The organism is Micromonospora sp. NPDC048830, assembly GCF_043198215.1.
Taxonomy (GTDB): Bacteria; Actinomycetota; Actinomycetes; order Mycobacteriales; family Micromonosporaceae; genus Micromonospora.
The window spans coordinates 39,060-52,651 of the sequence record NZ_JBICUP010000036.1; the positions used below are offsets into that span (position 1 = coordinate 39,060).

11 protein-coding genes, 1 tRNA gene and 1 pseudogene are annotated in these 13,592 nt (G+C 74.1%); all 13 read right to left on the bottom strand.

Annotated elements, in window-relative coordinates; translation table 11 throughout:
• Position 1 precedes the first annotated feature (1 nt).
• A complete protein-coding gene (selA, locus tag ACGFIZ_RS25720; RefSeq protein ID WP_393423248.1) occupies positions 2-1,306 on the bottom strand; it encodes an L-seryl-tRNA(Sec) selenium transferase in 1,305 nt (434 codons plus the stop codon).
• Between the two features lie 76 nt (positions 1,307-1,382).
• Positions 1,383-1,478 (bottom strand) — tRNA-Sec (locus ACGFIZ_RS25725).
• Between the two features lie 66 nt (positions 1,479-1,544).
• Positions 1,545-2,693, bottom strand: coding sequence for an NrfD/PsrC family molybdoenzyme membrane anchor subunit (nrfD, locus tag ACGFIZ_RS25730; RefSeq protein ID WP_393423250.1), 1,149 nt, complete (start codon positions 2,691-2,693; stop codon positions 1,545-1,547).
• The gene (locus ACGFIZ_RS25735; protein ID WP_393423252.1) at positions 2,690-3,601 is read right to left on the bottom strand and encodes a 4Fe-4S dicluster domain-containing protein; all 912 of its coding nucleotides are present in this window, start codon (positions 3,599-3,601) and stop codon (positions 2,690-2,692) included. The genes nrfD and ACGFIZ_RS25735 overlap by 4 nt, the downstream gene beginning before the upstream one ends.
• On the bottom strand, positions 3,594-6,866 hold the full coding sequence (fdh, locus tag ACGFIZ_RS25740; RefSeq protein ID WP_393423254.1) for a formate dehydrogenase: 3,273 nt from the start codon (positions 6,864-6,866) through the stop codon (positions 3,594-3,596). Before fdh ends, ACGFIZ_RS25735 begins: the two co-directional genes overlap by 8 nt.
• A 492-nt stretch (positions 6,867-7,358) precedes the next feature.
• Entirely contained in the window at positions 7,359-7,952 is a 594-nt protein-coding gene (locus ACGFIZ_RS25745; RefSeq protein ID WP_393423308.1) for a hypothetical protein, read from the bottom strand.
• Between the two features lie 826 nt (positions 7,953-8,778).
• Positions 8,779-9,078 carry a MazG-like family protein gene (locus ACGFIZ_RS25750; protein WP_393423309.1) on the bottom strand — a complete coding sequence of 100 codons (300 nt, stop codon included), beginning with the start codon at positions 9,076-9,078 and terminating at the stop codon, positions 8,779-8,781.
• A gap of 284 nt (positions 9,079-9,362) precedes the next feature.
• Positions 9,363-10,139 (bottom strand): hypothetical protein, encoded by a 777-nt coding sequence (locus tag ACGFIZ_RS25755; protein WP_393423256.1) that lies wholly within the window; start codon positions 10,137-10,139, stop codon positions 9,363-9,365.
• A 218-nt stretch (positions 10,140-10,357) separates the two neighbouring features.
• Positions 10,358-10,579 (bottom strand): DUF3626 domain-containing protein, encoded by a 222-nt coding sequence (locus ACGFIZ_RS25760; protein ID WP_393423311.1) that lies wholly within the window; start codon positions 10,577-10,579, stop codon positions 10,358-10,360.
• A 39-nt stretch (positions 10,580-10,618) separates the two neighbouring features.
• Positions 10,619-11,052 (bottom strand): annotated as a pseudogene (locus ACGFIZ_RS25765) (DUF3626 domain-containing protein); the annotation flags it as partial.
• Positions 11,053-11,344: 292 nt separating this feature from the next.
• Positions 11,345-11,539: a hypothetical protein gene (locus tag ACGFIZ_RS25770; protein WP_393423258.1), complete on the bottom strand. Its 195-nt coding sequence runs from the start codon at positions 11,537-11,539 to the stop codon at positions 11,345-11,347.
• 168 nt (positions 11,540-11,707) lie between these two features.
• On the bottom strand, positions 11,708-12,337 hold the full coding sequence (locus ACGFIZ_RS25775) for an MBL fold metallo-hydrolase (RefSeq protein ID WP_393423260.1): 630 nt from the start codon (positions 12,335-12,337) through the stop codon (positions 11,708-11,710).
• A complete protein-coding gene (locus ACGFIZ_RS25780; protein ID WP_393423262.1) occupies positions 12,334-13,422 on the bottom strand; it encodes an S-(hydroxymethyl)mycothiol dehydrogenase in 1,089 nt (362 codons plus the stop codon). The genes ACGFIZ_RS25775 and ACGFIZ_RS25780 overlap by 4 nt, the downstream gene beginning before the upstream one ends.
• Between the last annotated feature and the right edge of the window lie 170 nt (positions 13,423-13,592).

Here is a 13,592-nt window from a genome sequence, read left to right on the forward strand (position 1 = left end):
GTCAGCCGTCCCCGGGCACGCGCAGGATCGCCGCGCGCAGCGCGTCGTCGGCGTCCGGCGGCACGCAGCGCAGGTCCAGCAGCAGCCGGCCGTGGGCGAGGCGGCCGAGCACCGGCGGAGCGCCGGTGCGCAGCGGCGCCGCGTACCGCTCGGGCAACGCGAGGGCCCACGAGTCCAACTCGACGCCAGGCGCCCCGCCGCCGCCGACCACCGCCACGGCGGGCACCACCTCGGCCTTGCACCCGTCGGCGGCCAGCCGGTCACGCAGCCGCTCCGTACGCTCGCGCAGCCGGCCGGGGTCGACGTGCAGGGCGGCCCGGGTGGGGGTGTCGGGGCGGTGCAGGGTGGCCGCGAGGGCGGCGAGGGTGAGCTTGTCGACCCGCAGTGCCCGGGCGAGCGGGTGCCGGCGCAGCCGCTCCACCAGGTCGGCGTCGCCGAGCAGCAGCCCGGCCTGCGGCCCGCCGAGGAGCTTGTCGCCGCTGGCGGTGACCAGGTGGGCGCCGGCGCGCAGCGTGCTGGCCGCGTCCGGCTCGGCGGGCAGCAGCGGGTCGGGGACGAGCAGCCCGGAGCCGATGTCGGCGACCACCGGCACGCCCAGCGTCGCCAGCCGGTCCACCCCGACGGCGGAGGTGAAGCCGGTGATCAGGAAGTTCGACGGGTGCACCTTGAGCACGAAGCCGGTGTCGGGGCCGAGCGCGGCGGCGTAGTCGGCCAGGGTGGTGCGGTTGGTGGTGCCGACCTCGCGCAGCCGGGCGCCGGTGCTGGCCAGCAGGTCCGGCAGGCGGAACCCGTCGCCGATCTCGACCAGCTCGCCCCGGCTGACCACGATCTCCCGCCCGGCCGCGAGGGCGGTGGCGGCGAGCAGCAGGGCGGCGGCGCCGTTGTTGACCACGTGCACCGCCGGCGCGTCGGGCACGGCGGCGGCGAGCGCGTCGAGGGCGTCGCGGCCGCGGCGGGCCCGCCGGCCGGTGGCCAGGTCCAGCTCCACGTCGGTGTGCCCGGCCGCGGCGACGAGGGCGTCGACGGCGGCCGCGGACAGCGGGGCCCGGCCGAGGTTGGTGTGCAGCACGACACCGGTGGCGTTGAGCACGGCCCGGGGGGCGGGGGCGGGCAGCGCCGCGAGGGCGGCGTCGCGTACCCCCTCAGGGGTGATTTCGCCGCGGCGGGCCCGGTCCTGGGCGGCGGCGACGGCGGCCTTGACCCGGTCGCGGCCGAGCGTGCCGACGGCGGCCGCGATCCCAGGGTCGGCGAGCAGCGCGTCGGTACGCGGCACGCGCCGCCGCGGGTCGGCCGTGCCGTCACGCATCGGGTGATCTCCCCTGGTCGCCTCGAAGAGGCCGAGTCCCCTGGTCACCGCGGCGAGGCGGCGTCCCGTGGCTGCCTGGCGGAGACGGACGGGAATCGAACCCGCCTGGCCCGGATCCCGGGCCACACCGGTTTTGAAGACCGGGAGGGGCACCAGCCGCCTGAACGCCTCCACCGAGCACTTTAACCACACGGGGGCTCCGTCGACCCGCCGGAGGGCAGAGGCGAACCTCTGGTGGTCAGGGCCCGGGCGTCTCGGCCCGCGGCTCACGCCGCCGGGCGCGCTCCCGTTGGGGAGCCACCGTGTACCTCGGGTCGCGGGCGGAGGCGACGCCGGCGTGGAACACGCCGAAGCGCAGGGCCACCGACGCGCCGAGCAGGGCCGCGCCGGCCACGGCCGACACGACGCGGCTGCGCCGGCCGGCGAGGGCCCCGACGGCCCCGGCGACGGTGAGCGCCCGGGCGGCGCGCAGCAGCCGGCCGGGGGTGCCGGTGCGATAGGGCTCGCTGAGCAGGCCGAGGCCGGTCTCCACCCGGTGCGCGGCCCACAGCTCCAGGGCCGCGCCGGCCACGGCCATCCGCCGGGCCGGGCCGGCCTGGTCGCGGGGCGCGGCGAGCAGGCCCACGCCGGCGCCGCTGGCCAGGGCGCTGCCCGCGAACATGACCGGCAGCTGCGGGTACGCCTCGTGCCACGACGGCACGGCCGTGTCGGCGAGCAGCACCCCGGTGTACGTGGCCAGGGCCGGCGCGGTGGCGGCGGCGAACAGCCCGGCGGCGTGCCCGACCGGCGGCAGCAGCCGGCGGCCCAGCCCGAGCACACCCCGCTCCGGCAGCCACGGCGCGGCCTCGGCGACGACGGCCACCCCGGCGGCCGGACCGTAGGCGGCCAGGATCCAGGTGCCCACCGACATGGGGGAGGTCGGCTTGGCCACCCGCAGCATGTGGTGGAACCGGTCGGGTCGGCCGAGGTCGTGGACGAGGAAGTACGTGCTGGCGCCGAGCGCGGCCAGGGCGGTGACCCGGCCGGCGCGGCGCAGCACCGGCCGGCCGGTGAGCTGCCCGCCGGCGGCCAGCAGCGACGATCCGGCGGCCAACCCGCCGGTGAACAGGTACCCGGCGATGTCCCACTTCCACACCGGCGCCTTGAGGACGGGCCGGCCGTAGTAGGAGGTGAACTCGGCCGGGGGCACGGTCACGCCCTCGCCGCCGCGGCGCCGCCGCTTCCCGGGAGCCGGCCGGCGGGGCGGCTCCGGTGCCAGGTTGGCGGCTCGGTCGGTGCGCCCGGCGCTGAGCTCGTCCCGGTCGGCCTCGCCGGGCCGGTCGGCGCCGTCGAGGCGGCGCAGGAAGCGGCGGAACCTCTCGCCCACCTCGGGGCGGCGCGCGCTCACGAGGCACCTCCGACGAACGCGGCGACGGCCGCCGCCGCCATGGCCAGGGCGGCCAGCCCGGCCCGCTTCCACATCCTCGGCAGGTCCCGGGTCGTCACCACCGGGTCCGGGGGCAGGCCGTACACCTCGGGCTCGTCCAGCAGCAGGAAGAACGCGCCGTTGCCGCCGACCCCGTCGCCGGGGTCGTGGCCGTACAGCCGGGCCTCCGGCACGCCGCGTTCGTGCAGGGTGGCCACCCGCGCGGCGGCCCGCTCCCGCAGCTCGTCCACCGGGCCGTACTGGATGGACTCGGTGGGGCACGCCTGCGCGCAGGCGGGGGTCTTCCCGACGCCGATACGGTCGTAGCACAGCGTGCACTTCCACGCCCGGCCGTCGCCCCTGCGCTGGTCGATCACCCCGTACGGGCAGGCGGGGATGCAGTAGCCGCAGCCGTTGCAGATGTCCTCCTGCACCACGACCGTGCCGAACTCGGTGCGGAACAGCGAGCCGGTGGGGCAGACATCCAGGCAGGCGGCGTGGGTGCAGTGCTTGCAGACGTCCGACATCATCAGCCAGCGGAAGTCGGTACGCTCGGCGCCGCCGGTGGCCCGCCCGGGCGGCGCGGCGCCGGGCATGCCGAGGAACTGCGGCCCGGCGGGCGCCCGGTGCCCGGCCGGGCGGGGCTGCTCGACGAACGCCACATGCCGCCACGAGTTCGCCGTCAGCGCGCCGGTGTTGTCGTACGACATGCCGAGCAGGTCGAACCCGGAGGCCGGCACGCCGTTCCACTCCTTGCAGGCCACCTCGCACGCCTTGCAGCCGATGCACACGCTGGTGTCGGTGAAGAAGCCCATCCGGGGCGGGGCGTCGGTCCAGCCGGCGTCCGGGGCCGGGTCCAGCGGACCGTAGAGGCTGTTCGCGTCAGGCATCCTCGCCTCTCTCGTCCTCGGCCGTGGTGGTGACGATGGGCACCTCCCGGCCGGGGTCGATCCCGGCCCGGCGGCGATACCCGGCCACCAGCTCCAGCAGGGCCGGCCCGGCCGGCCGCCGGCCCGGCCGGACGTCGCAGGTGCCCACCTTGCTCTCCTGGATCAGCACGTTCGGGTCCAGGGTGATGCCGAACAGGTCGTTGGCCGAGTCGCCGGTGACCAGCCCCTCGGTGCCGAAGTGGTACGGCAGCCACAGCTGGTGGATCAGGCGGCCCTCCACGCGCAGCGGGGTGAGCCGGTCGGTGACCAGCACCTTCGCCTCGATGACGGCCCGGCCGCTGATCAGGTGGGCCCAGCCCAGGTGGGACAGCCCGGCCTCGGCGGCCAGCTCCGGGGACACCTCGACGAACATCTCCGGCTGCAACTCGGCCAGCGGCCGCACGGTGCGGCTCATCCCGCCGGCGGTGTGGTGCTCGGTGAGCCGGCTGACCGTGAACACGTACGGGAAGACGTCGCTCTGCGCCTGCGGCGGGCTCGGGTTGACCGAGTTCGCCGGGTGCTCGTACACCTTGCGGGTCGGGTTGGCCTGCTGCCCGTACATGGGGTTGCGGACCGGGGACTCGGCCGGCTCGTAGTGCGCCGGCAGCGGGCCGTCGAGCACGCCGGCGGGCGCGTACAGCCAGCCCTTGCCGTCGCCCTGCATGACGAACGGGTCGTCGCCGGCGATCGCCTCGGGCCCGGTGGCGTCGGCGGGCGGCCGGTACGTCGGTGGCTTCGTCCGCTCGAAGTCCGGCACGTCGTACCCGGTCCACTCCCCGGCGTCCGGGTCCCACCAGACGTACTTCTTGCGCTCGCTCCACGGCCGGCCCTCCGGGTCGGCGGAGGCGCGGTTGTACAGGGTGCGGCGGTTCGCCGGCCACGCCCAGCCCCACTCGGCGGCCACCCAGTCCTGCTCGTGGCGGGACCTGCGCCGGGCGGCCTGGTTGACCCCGTCGGCGTACACGCCACTGTAGATCCAGCAACCGACCGCGGTGGAGCCGTCGTCGCGGGCCTCCGGGAACCCGCCGAGGAGACGGCCGCTGGCCACCTCGTACCCGTTGATCTCGCGCAGCACCGCGTCGGCGCTCGGCTCCGCGTCCGGGCCGTGCGTGGGGTAGTCCCAGGCGAGGTCGAGCAGCGCCCGGTCCCGCGGCTCGGTGGAGCCGGCCAGCTTCTCCCGCAGCCGGCGCCCCAGGTGGTAGAAGAACCACAGCTCGGAGCGGGCGTCGCCTGGCGGGTCGACGGCCTTCTCCCGCCACTGCAGCAGCCGCTGGGTCTGGGTGAACGTGCCCTCCTTCTCCACGTGCGAGGCGGCGGGCAGGAAGAACACCTCCGTGCGGCACTCCTGCGGCACGATCTCCCCGGTGGCCACCTCGGGGCTGTTCTTCCAGAACGTGGCGCTTTCGATCATGAACAGGTCGCGGACGACCAGCCAGTCGAGGTTGGCCATGCCGAGCCGCTGGGCGCGGCCGTGCGCGGAGCCCACCGCCGGGTTCTGGCCGAGCAGGAAGTAGCCCCTGATCTTGCCGTCGATCATGCTGAGCACCTGCTGGTACGTCCCGTGGTCGCCGGTCATCCGGGGCAGGTACCCGTAGCAGAAGTCGTTTCCCGGCGTCGCCGCGTCCCCCCAGTACGCCTTCAGCAGGCTCGCGGCGAACGCCCGCGAGTGGCCCCAGAAGCCCTTCTGGCGGGGGTTGCGGATGCTGTCGACCCAGTCGTCGAAGGTGACGTGGTCGGCGTGCGGCATCGGCAGGTAGCCGGGCAGCAGGTTGAACAGCGTCGGGATGTCGGTGGAGCCCTGGATGCTGGCGTGCCCGCGCAGCGCCAGGACGCCGCCGCCCGGGCGGCCCACGTTGCCCAGCAGCAGCTGGATGATCGCCCCGGTGCGGATGTACTGCACGCCGACGCTGTGCTGCGTCCAGCCCACCGAGTAGACCAGCGCGCCGGTGCGCTCCCGGCCCGAGTTCTCCGTCCAGGCGCGGGCCAGTTCCAGGAACTTCTCCCGCGGGACGCCGCAGACCCGCTCCACCATCTCCGGGGTGTAGCGGGCGAAGTGCCGCCTGAGGATCTGGTACACGCAGCGGGGGTGCCGCAGCGTGTCGTCCCGCAGGGTCCGCCCGGGCACCGGCATGCCGTGCGACTCGTGGCGCAGCCCGGCCGCGGTCTCCCGCTGCATGCTGGTGCCTGCGCTGCCGGCCGGGCCGTTCTCCTGACCCTCGTACTGCCAGCTCGTCTGGTCGTACGAGCCGGTCTCCGGGTCGTAGCCGGAGAAGAGGCCGTCCAGGTCCTCGGTGTCGGCGAACCGCTCGCTGACGATCGTCGCCGCGTTCGTGTACGCCAGCACGTACTCCCGGAAGTCCAGCTCGTTCTCCAGGATGTACCGCACCACGCCGCCGAGCAGCGCGATGTCGGTGCCCGCCCGGATCGGCAGATACGTGTCGGCGAGCGCGCTCGTCCGGGTGAACCGCGGGTCGACGTGGAAGACCCTGGCGCCGCGCTTCTTCGCCTCCATCACCCACTGGAAGCCCACCGGGTGGGCCTCGGCCATGTTGGAGCCCTGGATGACGATGACGTCAGCGTTGGCGAGGTTCTGCTGGAAGTCCGTGGCGCCGCCGCGACCGAAGCTGGTCCCCAGACCGGGGACGGTGGCGGAGTGTCAAATGCGGGCCTGGTTCTCGATCTGGAGCGCCCCCATCGCCGTGAACAGCTTCTTGATGAGGTAGTTCTCCTCGTTGTCCAGCGTCGCCCCGCCCAGGGCCGAGATGCCCATCGTCCGGTTGAGCGGGCGGCCCGCGTCGTCGACGTCCTCCCAGGTCTCCGCGCGGGCGGCGAGGATCCGGTCGGCGATCATGTCGACGGCGGTGTCGAGGTCCAGGTCCTCCCACTCCGTGGCGTACGGCCGGCGGTAGCGGACCTTCGTCTGCCGCAGCGGGCTGGTGACCAGGCTCTTGCTGGCCGAGCCCTTCGGGCACAGCCGGCCCCGGGAGATCGGGCTGTCCGGGTCGCCCTCGATCTGCGTGACCCGGCCGTCGGAGACGTACACCCGCTGGCCGCAGCCCACCGCGCAGTACGGGCAGACGGAGCGGGCCACGCGGTCGGCGGCCTCCGTGCGCGCGGTCAGCGCCGCCGAGCGGGGCGACCGGGCCGCGGCGCCCCGGCCCAGCGGGTCGGTGCCGGTGAGCTGCCGGTAGACCGGCCAGCCCTCGATGAAGGTCCGCAGACCCATCCCGGGACACCTCCTTCCCCGTTGACGGGAAGCCGACCCCCCGAACATAGGCCAGGCCCGCCGTCCCCGCGACCCGGGACCGATTTTTTCCCCGGCCGGCGGGGGCGTTCTTGCTGCCTGCTCCTTGGGTGGTTGCGGTGGGGGTGGGGGCCCGCCGTGACCGGCTCCGGGCGGTCAGGCTTGATCCCTGCGCCGGTCACGGCGGGCCCCACCCCGTCGTGCGCGGTCGCGTACCCGTCCGCTGAGCCGCCTTCCAATCTTCGGGTCGGCAGACGAAACCGCCCCCGGCCATGCGGCCGGGGGCGGTTCGGGGTGTCGGTGTGCAGGTCGCCTCTCGGCGAGTGGCGCGACGCGGCTCCAGCCGAACGGTATTCCGCGAAGGCAATATGGTGAGGCCCGGGGACACTGGACACACCGACACCGGGTTCAACGTACCCCCTCGGCGCCCTGTTCCGCCCGGCGCCGTAATCCACCTCACCCAGCGGATCAGGGTCAGCTGTTCCAGTGCTGGGCGACGAGGTCGGCGGCCTGCTGCTCCCACTGCGCGTACGCGTCGGGGTACGCGGACACCTGCACCGTCTGGGCGGCGTCGGTCAGCGGCATGTCCTGCCACCTGTCGACCTGCTTCAGACCCTTCAGGAACGCGGTCGTCGAGTACTGCGGGTCGGTGATCTGCTCCGGGGTGCCCCAGCCCGAGGACGGGCGCTGCTGGAACAGGCCCAGCGAGTCGTGGTCGTTCCGGTCACCCAGGTGCCCGAGGTTCTCCAGCTTCGACTCCTGCAGGCTGGTGGCGATCGAGATGACCGCGGCCCGCTCGGGCAGGCCGGCCTTCTTCGTCGCCGCGATGATCGCCTTAGCATTCGCGACCTGCTCGCCGTCAAGGTCGATGCGGGACTGCGCGCCCTGCACCCCGTGCGGGATCAGCTTGCCGCTGTCGGGCTTGTCGGCCTGCACCACGGCGACGGGCTTGGCCTCGACCGGCGAGGCGGTGATGGCGTTCGTGGCGTGCAGCGGACCGGCGGCGAGGCCACCGGCGAACGCGAGACCGGCAACACCGAGAACGCTCTTACGCAGCATCGTGTTCATCATCGAAAGCTCCATTCGGGGGTTGGCGCACACCGCCGAGGGGGATCGGACAGGCGTGCGCAAGCACCGTCAGGCGCTCGAAAGCTCGAAAAGCCGGGGGAAGAGTCTCTGGCCGGTGCGACCACGGGGCAGGGGTGCCTCGTCACGGGGGTTGCCTCGTCGCGGGCGCCGGGACCATGCACAACGACCGACAGCCGGCCCGCATTCCACCCGACCCGGACCCGGCGAGGGCTCGCCTCGATCGGGGACACCGACGGGGGCATCGTGTCCCCTCCCGGGGCATCGTGTCCCCTCCGGGGCATCGTGTCGCCTCCGGGGGTGTTGTGTCGCCTCCGGGGTTGTGCTGCTCGGGCGTGGGTCAGGTGTAACGACCCCGCCCTGGCCCCGATTCCGCCCCCCACGATGGCGCCGATCACACCCAACAACCCTCCCAAGACGGACAGACGGGGCGGATCGCCGCGTTCGGGTCGGTTGATCGACTCGATGTCGGCGACATAGGGGTATCAGGGCCCACGGATGCCGCAATGTCGCCGACATTGAGTCGATCAAGACGCGGCGGCCGCCTCGGGGGCCGTTGACCGGCGTAGGGATCAAGCCTGACCGACCGGAGCCGGTCACGACGGCCGCCGCAGCCTCCAATGAATCCCGCCATGTCGCCGACGTGGCGGGGTCGGCCAGAGACCTTGGTGAAGCCGGCCCCTCCAAGGGCCATCCCACAGCACGATCTCGAAAGTCGAAGTGCGGATGCGGCCCGCCTCGCCGACACCGAGGCGACGGCCGGAGGGCAGGACACCGGCGAGGCGGTTTCGGCGAGCCGAGACACGGCCTAACTGATCCGGGAGCGGACCTTGGCCGCGCACTGCGCCAGCGCCGACCGCGCGTCGAACCCGAGGCTCTCGATGGCGACCAGCGCCGTGAACGCCACGTCGGCCAGTTCGGCGGCAACGTCGTCCCGCGTGTGCGTGACCCCCTTTCGCGGGTTCTGCCCGAGGGTGCCGATCCACGCCCCGGCCACCTCGCCGGCCTCCTCCGTCAGTTTCAGGATTCGGCAGGTCAACTCCGCGTCTCCGACGCCGTTCGTCGCATCCAACCAGCCACGTGACACCCGCACCGAATCCCAGATCATGTCGTCCACCCGTCCAGTGAACCGGACGAGCCACATGGCACGAGGGGCGCCGGTGGCGTACGGGAGATGGTTGGGATCGTGCGCCGGGAACCGGGACCGCCCGACGGACGGCCCCAGGGGCGGACCTGGTGGGGCCCGCCGTGACCGGCGCAGGGATCAAGCCTGACCGCCCGGAGCCGGGCACGGCGGGCCCCACCCCCACCGCGACCACCCCCGACCGGGCGGAAACCGGAAGGCCCCGGCCAGCCCCGGAAGGGGCCGACCGAGGGCCGCGCAGAAAAGGGTCACCACAGCTGCTGGACGATGTCCGCCGCCTGCTCCTCCCACTGCGCGTACGCGTACGGGAACGCCGACACCTGCACCGTCTGCGCCGCCGCGGTCAGCGGCAGGTCCCGCCAGCCGCCCACGTTCTTCAGCGCGTCGAAGAACGCCCTGGCGGCGTAGTCCGGGTCCGTTACCTGATCGGGCGAGCCCCAGCCCGACGACGGCCGCTGCTGGAACAGCCCCTGCGAGTCGTAGTCGTTGTACACGCCCAGGTGCCCGAGGTTGTACAGCTTCGACTCCTGCAACGACGTGGCGACGCCGATCACCGCGCCGCGCTCACCCACGTCGGTCTCCTTGGCGGCCTTGATGATCGCCTTGGCGTTGGCGAGTTGCTCGTCGTCGAGCGGGATACGCGACTGCGCGCCCTCGACGCCGTGCGGGATCAACTCGTCCCGGCTCGGCTTGTCGGCCGACGCCTTGCCGCTGGCCTTGTCGCTCGCCGCGCCGGTGGTCAGCGCGGACTCGGCCGTGGCGCCCTGCCGGGCCTTGCCGGTGGCGAGGTCGATGGCGGCGACGGCACCGGCGTGGGGGCCGCCGGTGACCGGTGCGGCGACGGCCGTCGGGCCGAAGGCGAGGCCGCCGAGGACGGCGACGCCGGCGATGCTCAGCACCGCCTTGCGGTCCGTGGTCTTGGCGATGGCCGGAAGCCACCGGTCCGTGGTCTTGGCGATGGCCGGAAGCCACCGGTCCGTGGTCTTGGCGATGGCCGGGAGCCATCGAGTGAAGTCGGCCTTCACGATGGTTGCCCTTTCGATCGTTGCGACGCGCTCCGGTTGAGCGCCCCTTGGGGGAACTGCCGCGCCGGTGAGGTTTACCGGCGGGAGGTACGGGGGACACAACCAGGTTGCCGTGTCGGTCATTCCGGAAATGCGGGGACCATGGCGGCTGCGACCCGGGTCACCCGGAGCACGGGACCACCGAGCGCCTCGGAACCGAACCGGGAGGCGGGAACCGGTCAGCGGGCGCGAGGCGCCCCGAACCGGACGAGTACGTGCCAGAGCTGCTTGAGGTGCTGGAGGGTCACCGTCGGCGTCCCCCGGTCCGCCCAGCGGTCCGGCTCGGTGACCAGCGAGGCCGCCGCTCGGCCGACGAGCGCGGCGTCGACCGGTTCGCCCGGCCGGGCGAACTCGGCGTGGATCCGCGCGGCCAGCGGCGGGCCGTGGACCTGCGCCTCCACGTAGTCGTCCAGGGAGCGTGCGGCGGGCCCGGGGCGCCACGTGTCCCGTTCGCGGCGGCGCAGCAGCGCCCGGGCCGGGGCGGCGGTGTCCATCCCGGCCACGCCGAGGCTGACCCCGGTGGCGGCGAGGAGGGCGGCGAGCACCGGTTCGGGGACGTCCACGGTGCCGAGACACGTCGGCCCCAGGTGGCTGTCGCCGAAGCAGAACGTCGCGCGGGTCAGCACCTCGGGGCGCAGTCGCAGGTGGCAGGAGCCGAACCGCGGGCAGGCGCCGTCGGGGTGGTCGAGCAGTTGAGCCCGCCGTACTTCGGACGGTCCGCCGGCCGTACGCCCGGGGCCTGGTACGCGCCGCCGAACAGTTCCTCCTCCCACCGGTCCCGGTCCCCTCCCGGGTACGCGCTGAGGCCGCCGTTGGAGATGCCCGTCTCGAACTGGCTGCGGTACACGCCCTCCCCGGCCAGCGCGGCGGCCACCGTGCGCCCGTCGGCGAGCAGCCGGTCAGGGTGGAAGTTGAGCGTGAGCCGGCCGTGCGCGGCGACCGCGGTGATCAACTGCTCCGGCTGGTACGTCGTCCCGGAGCCGGCGAGGTGCCGGGCGATCGCGGCGAGGGCGGCGGTCCCGCAGCGCCGTGCGGCGCACGTGGGTAAGCGCGGATGACTGGGCGGGGGTCAACACGGCGGGGGCGGGCACGGGCCCGAGTATGCCGGCGCGGGACGTCCCGGCCCCAACGTTTTCCGGCGGGTCAGGGCTGCTGGCCTGGACCGGTCAGCGATAGGCGGCGGCCTGCACGGCGCTGGTGGCCACGATGAACCCGACCGGCGTGACGGCGCCGAAGGTGTGCAGCACGGCCGCGGCGGCGAGGGTGCCGAGCCCCGCCTCGGGCAGCAGTCGCAGGATCGCCACCCGTCGCCGGACCCGCTGGCGCAGGCTCACTCCGGCGGTCGAACCGGCCGGGCCCATGCGGACGACCGTACCAGGACGGACATATGGCTCACCGGAGCCGATGGGGCACAGTGGACGGCACGCGGGGGCGGCGGCCACGCATTCGTGGCAGCCGCAACCCCGCGGCACGCCCGGGGAAACTCGTGCCCCACCGGCCGGACGCCGGGGTCGGTGGCCCCGCCGGGGTCAGTGGCCCCGGGCGATCCACTCGTCGAGGTGCGGGGCCTCCGCGCCGACGGTGGTGCTGTCGCCGTGGCCGGTGTGCACCACCGTCTCATGCGGCAGGGTGAGCAGTCGGGTGCGGATCGACTCGATGATGGTGCCGAAGTCGCTGTACGAGCGGCCGGTGGCACCCGGCCCACCGGCGAAGAGGGTGTCGCCGGTGAAGACCGCGCCGAGCGCCGGGGCGTACAGGCAGCAGGCGCCGGGGCTGTGGCCGGGGGTGTGCAGCGCCCGCAGCGGCGTACCGGCCACCTCGATCGTCGTCCCGTCGCGCAGTTCGCCGTCGGGGGTCACGTCGGGGTGGACCATGTCCCACAGCACCCGGTCGTCGGGGTGCAGCAACACCGGCGCGCCGGTGGCCCGGGACAGCGCCGGAGCCACCCGGACGTGGTCGTCGTGGGCATGGGTGGCCAGGATCGCCACCACCCGGCGCCCGCCGACCACCCGCAGGATCGCCTCGACGTCGTGCGGGGCGTCGACGACCACGCACTCGGTGTCGTCGCCGACGACCCACACGTTGTTGTCGACGCCGAAGGTCTGCCCGTCGAGGGAGAAGGTGCCGGAGGTGACGGTGTGGTCGACGCGGGCGGTCACGGGAAGACCACCACCGAGCGCAGCACGTCGCCGTGGTGCATCCGGGTGAACGCCTGCTCGACCTGCTCCAGGGCGATCTCCTCGGTGACGAACGCGTCCAGGTCGAGCCGGCCCTGCAGGTACAGCTCGGTGAGCAGCGGGAAGTCGCGGCTGGGCAGGCAGTCGCCGTACCAGCTGGACTTGAGGGCGCCGCCGCGGCCGAAGACGTCCAGCAGCGGCAGCTCGACCTGCATCTGCGGGGTCGGCACGCCGACCAGTACGACGGTGCCGGCGAGGTCGCGGGCGTAGAACGCCTGCTTCCAGGTTTCGGGCCGGCCGACGGCGTCGATGACCACGTCGGCGCCGAAGCCGCCGGTGGCCGCCCGGATCGCCTCGACCACGTCGCCCTCGGAGGCATTGACGGTGTGGGTGGCGCCGAACCTGCGCGCCCAGTCGAGCTTGCGGGAGTCGGTGTCGACCGCGATGATCGTCGTCGCGCCGGCCAGCGTGGCGCCGGCGACGGCGGCGTCGCCGACCCCGCCGCAGCCGATGACGGCCACCGAGTCGCCGCGGCCGACCGCGCCGGTGTTCATCGCCGCGCCGAGGCCGGCCATGACGCCGCAGCCGAGCAGGCCGACGGCGGCCGGGCGGGCGGCCGGGTCCACCTTGGTGCACTGCCCGGCGTGGACGAGGGTCTTCTCGGCGAACGCGCCGATGCCCAGCGCCGGGGCCAGTTCGGTGCCGTCGGTGAGGGTCATCTTCTGGGCGGCGTTGTGGGTGTTGAAGCAGTACCAGGGCCGGCCACGCCGGCAGGCGCGGCAGGCGCCGCACACCGCCCGCCAGTTCAGCACGACGAAGTCGCCGGGCGCCACGTCGGTGACCCCGTCGCCCACCTGCTCCACGATGCCGGCCGCCTCGTGGCCGAGCAGGAACGGGTACTCGTCGTTGATCCCGCCCTCCCGGTAGTGCAGGTCGGTGTGGCAGACCCCGCACGACTGGACGCGGACCACCGCCTCACCCGGCCCCGGGTCGGGTACCACGATGGTGGCGACCTCCACCGGCGCGCCCTTGCTGCGTGAGATGACTCCCCGGACTTCCTGGCTCACGTTTCGCCCCTCCTGCTCCACACCGTGTCCGTCGCCGCCGGCCGGCAGGCCGGCCGTGGCCTGCGCGGACGCCGCCGCCCACGCCCCAGACGAAACTACCTGTCGATCATCGCGTCGGCCTCATCGGCCGGCGGTTACGGCCGCCGGTGCCGGGTAGGCGGGGGCACTGT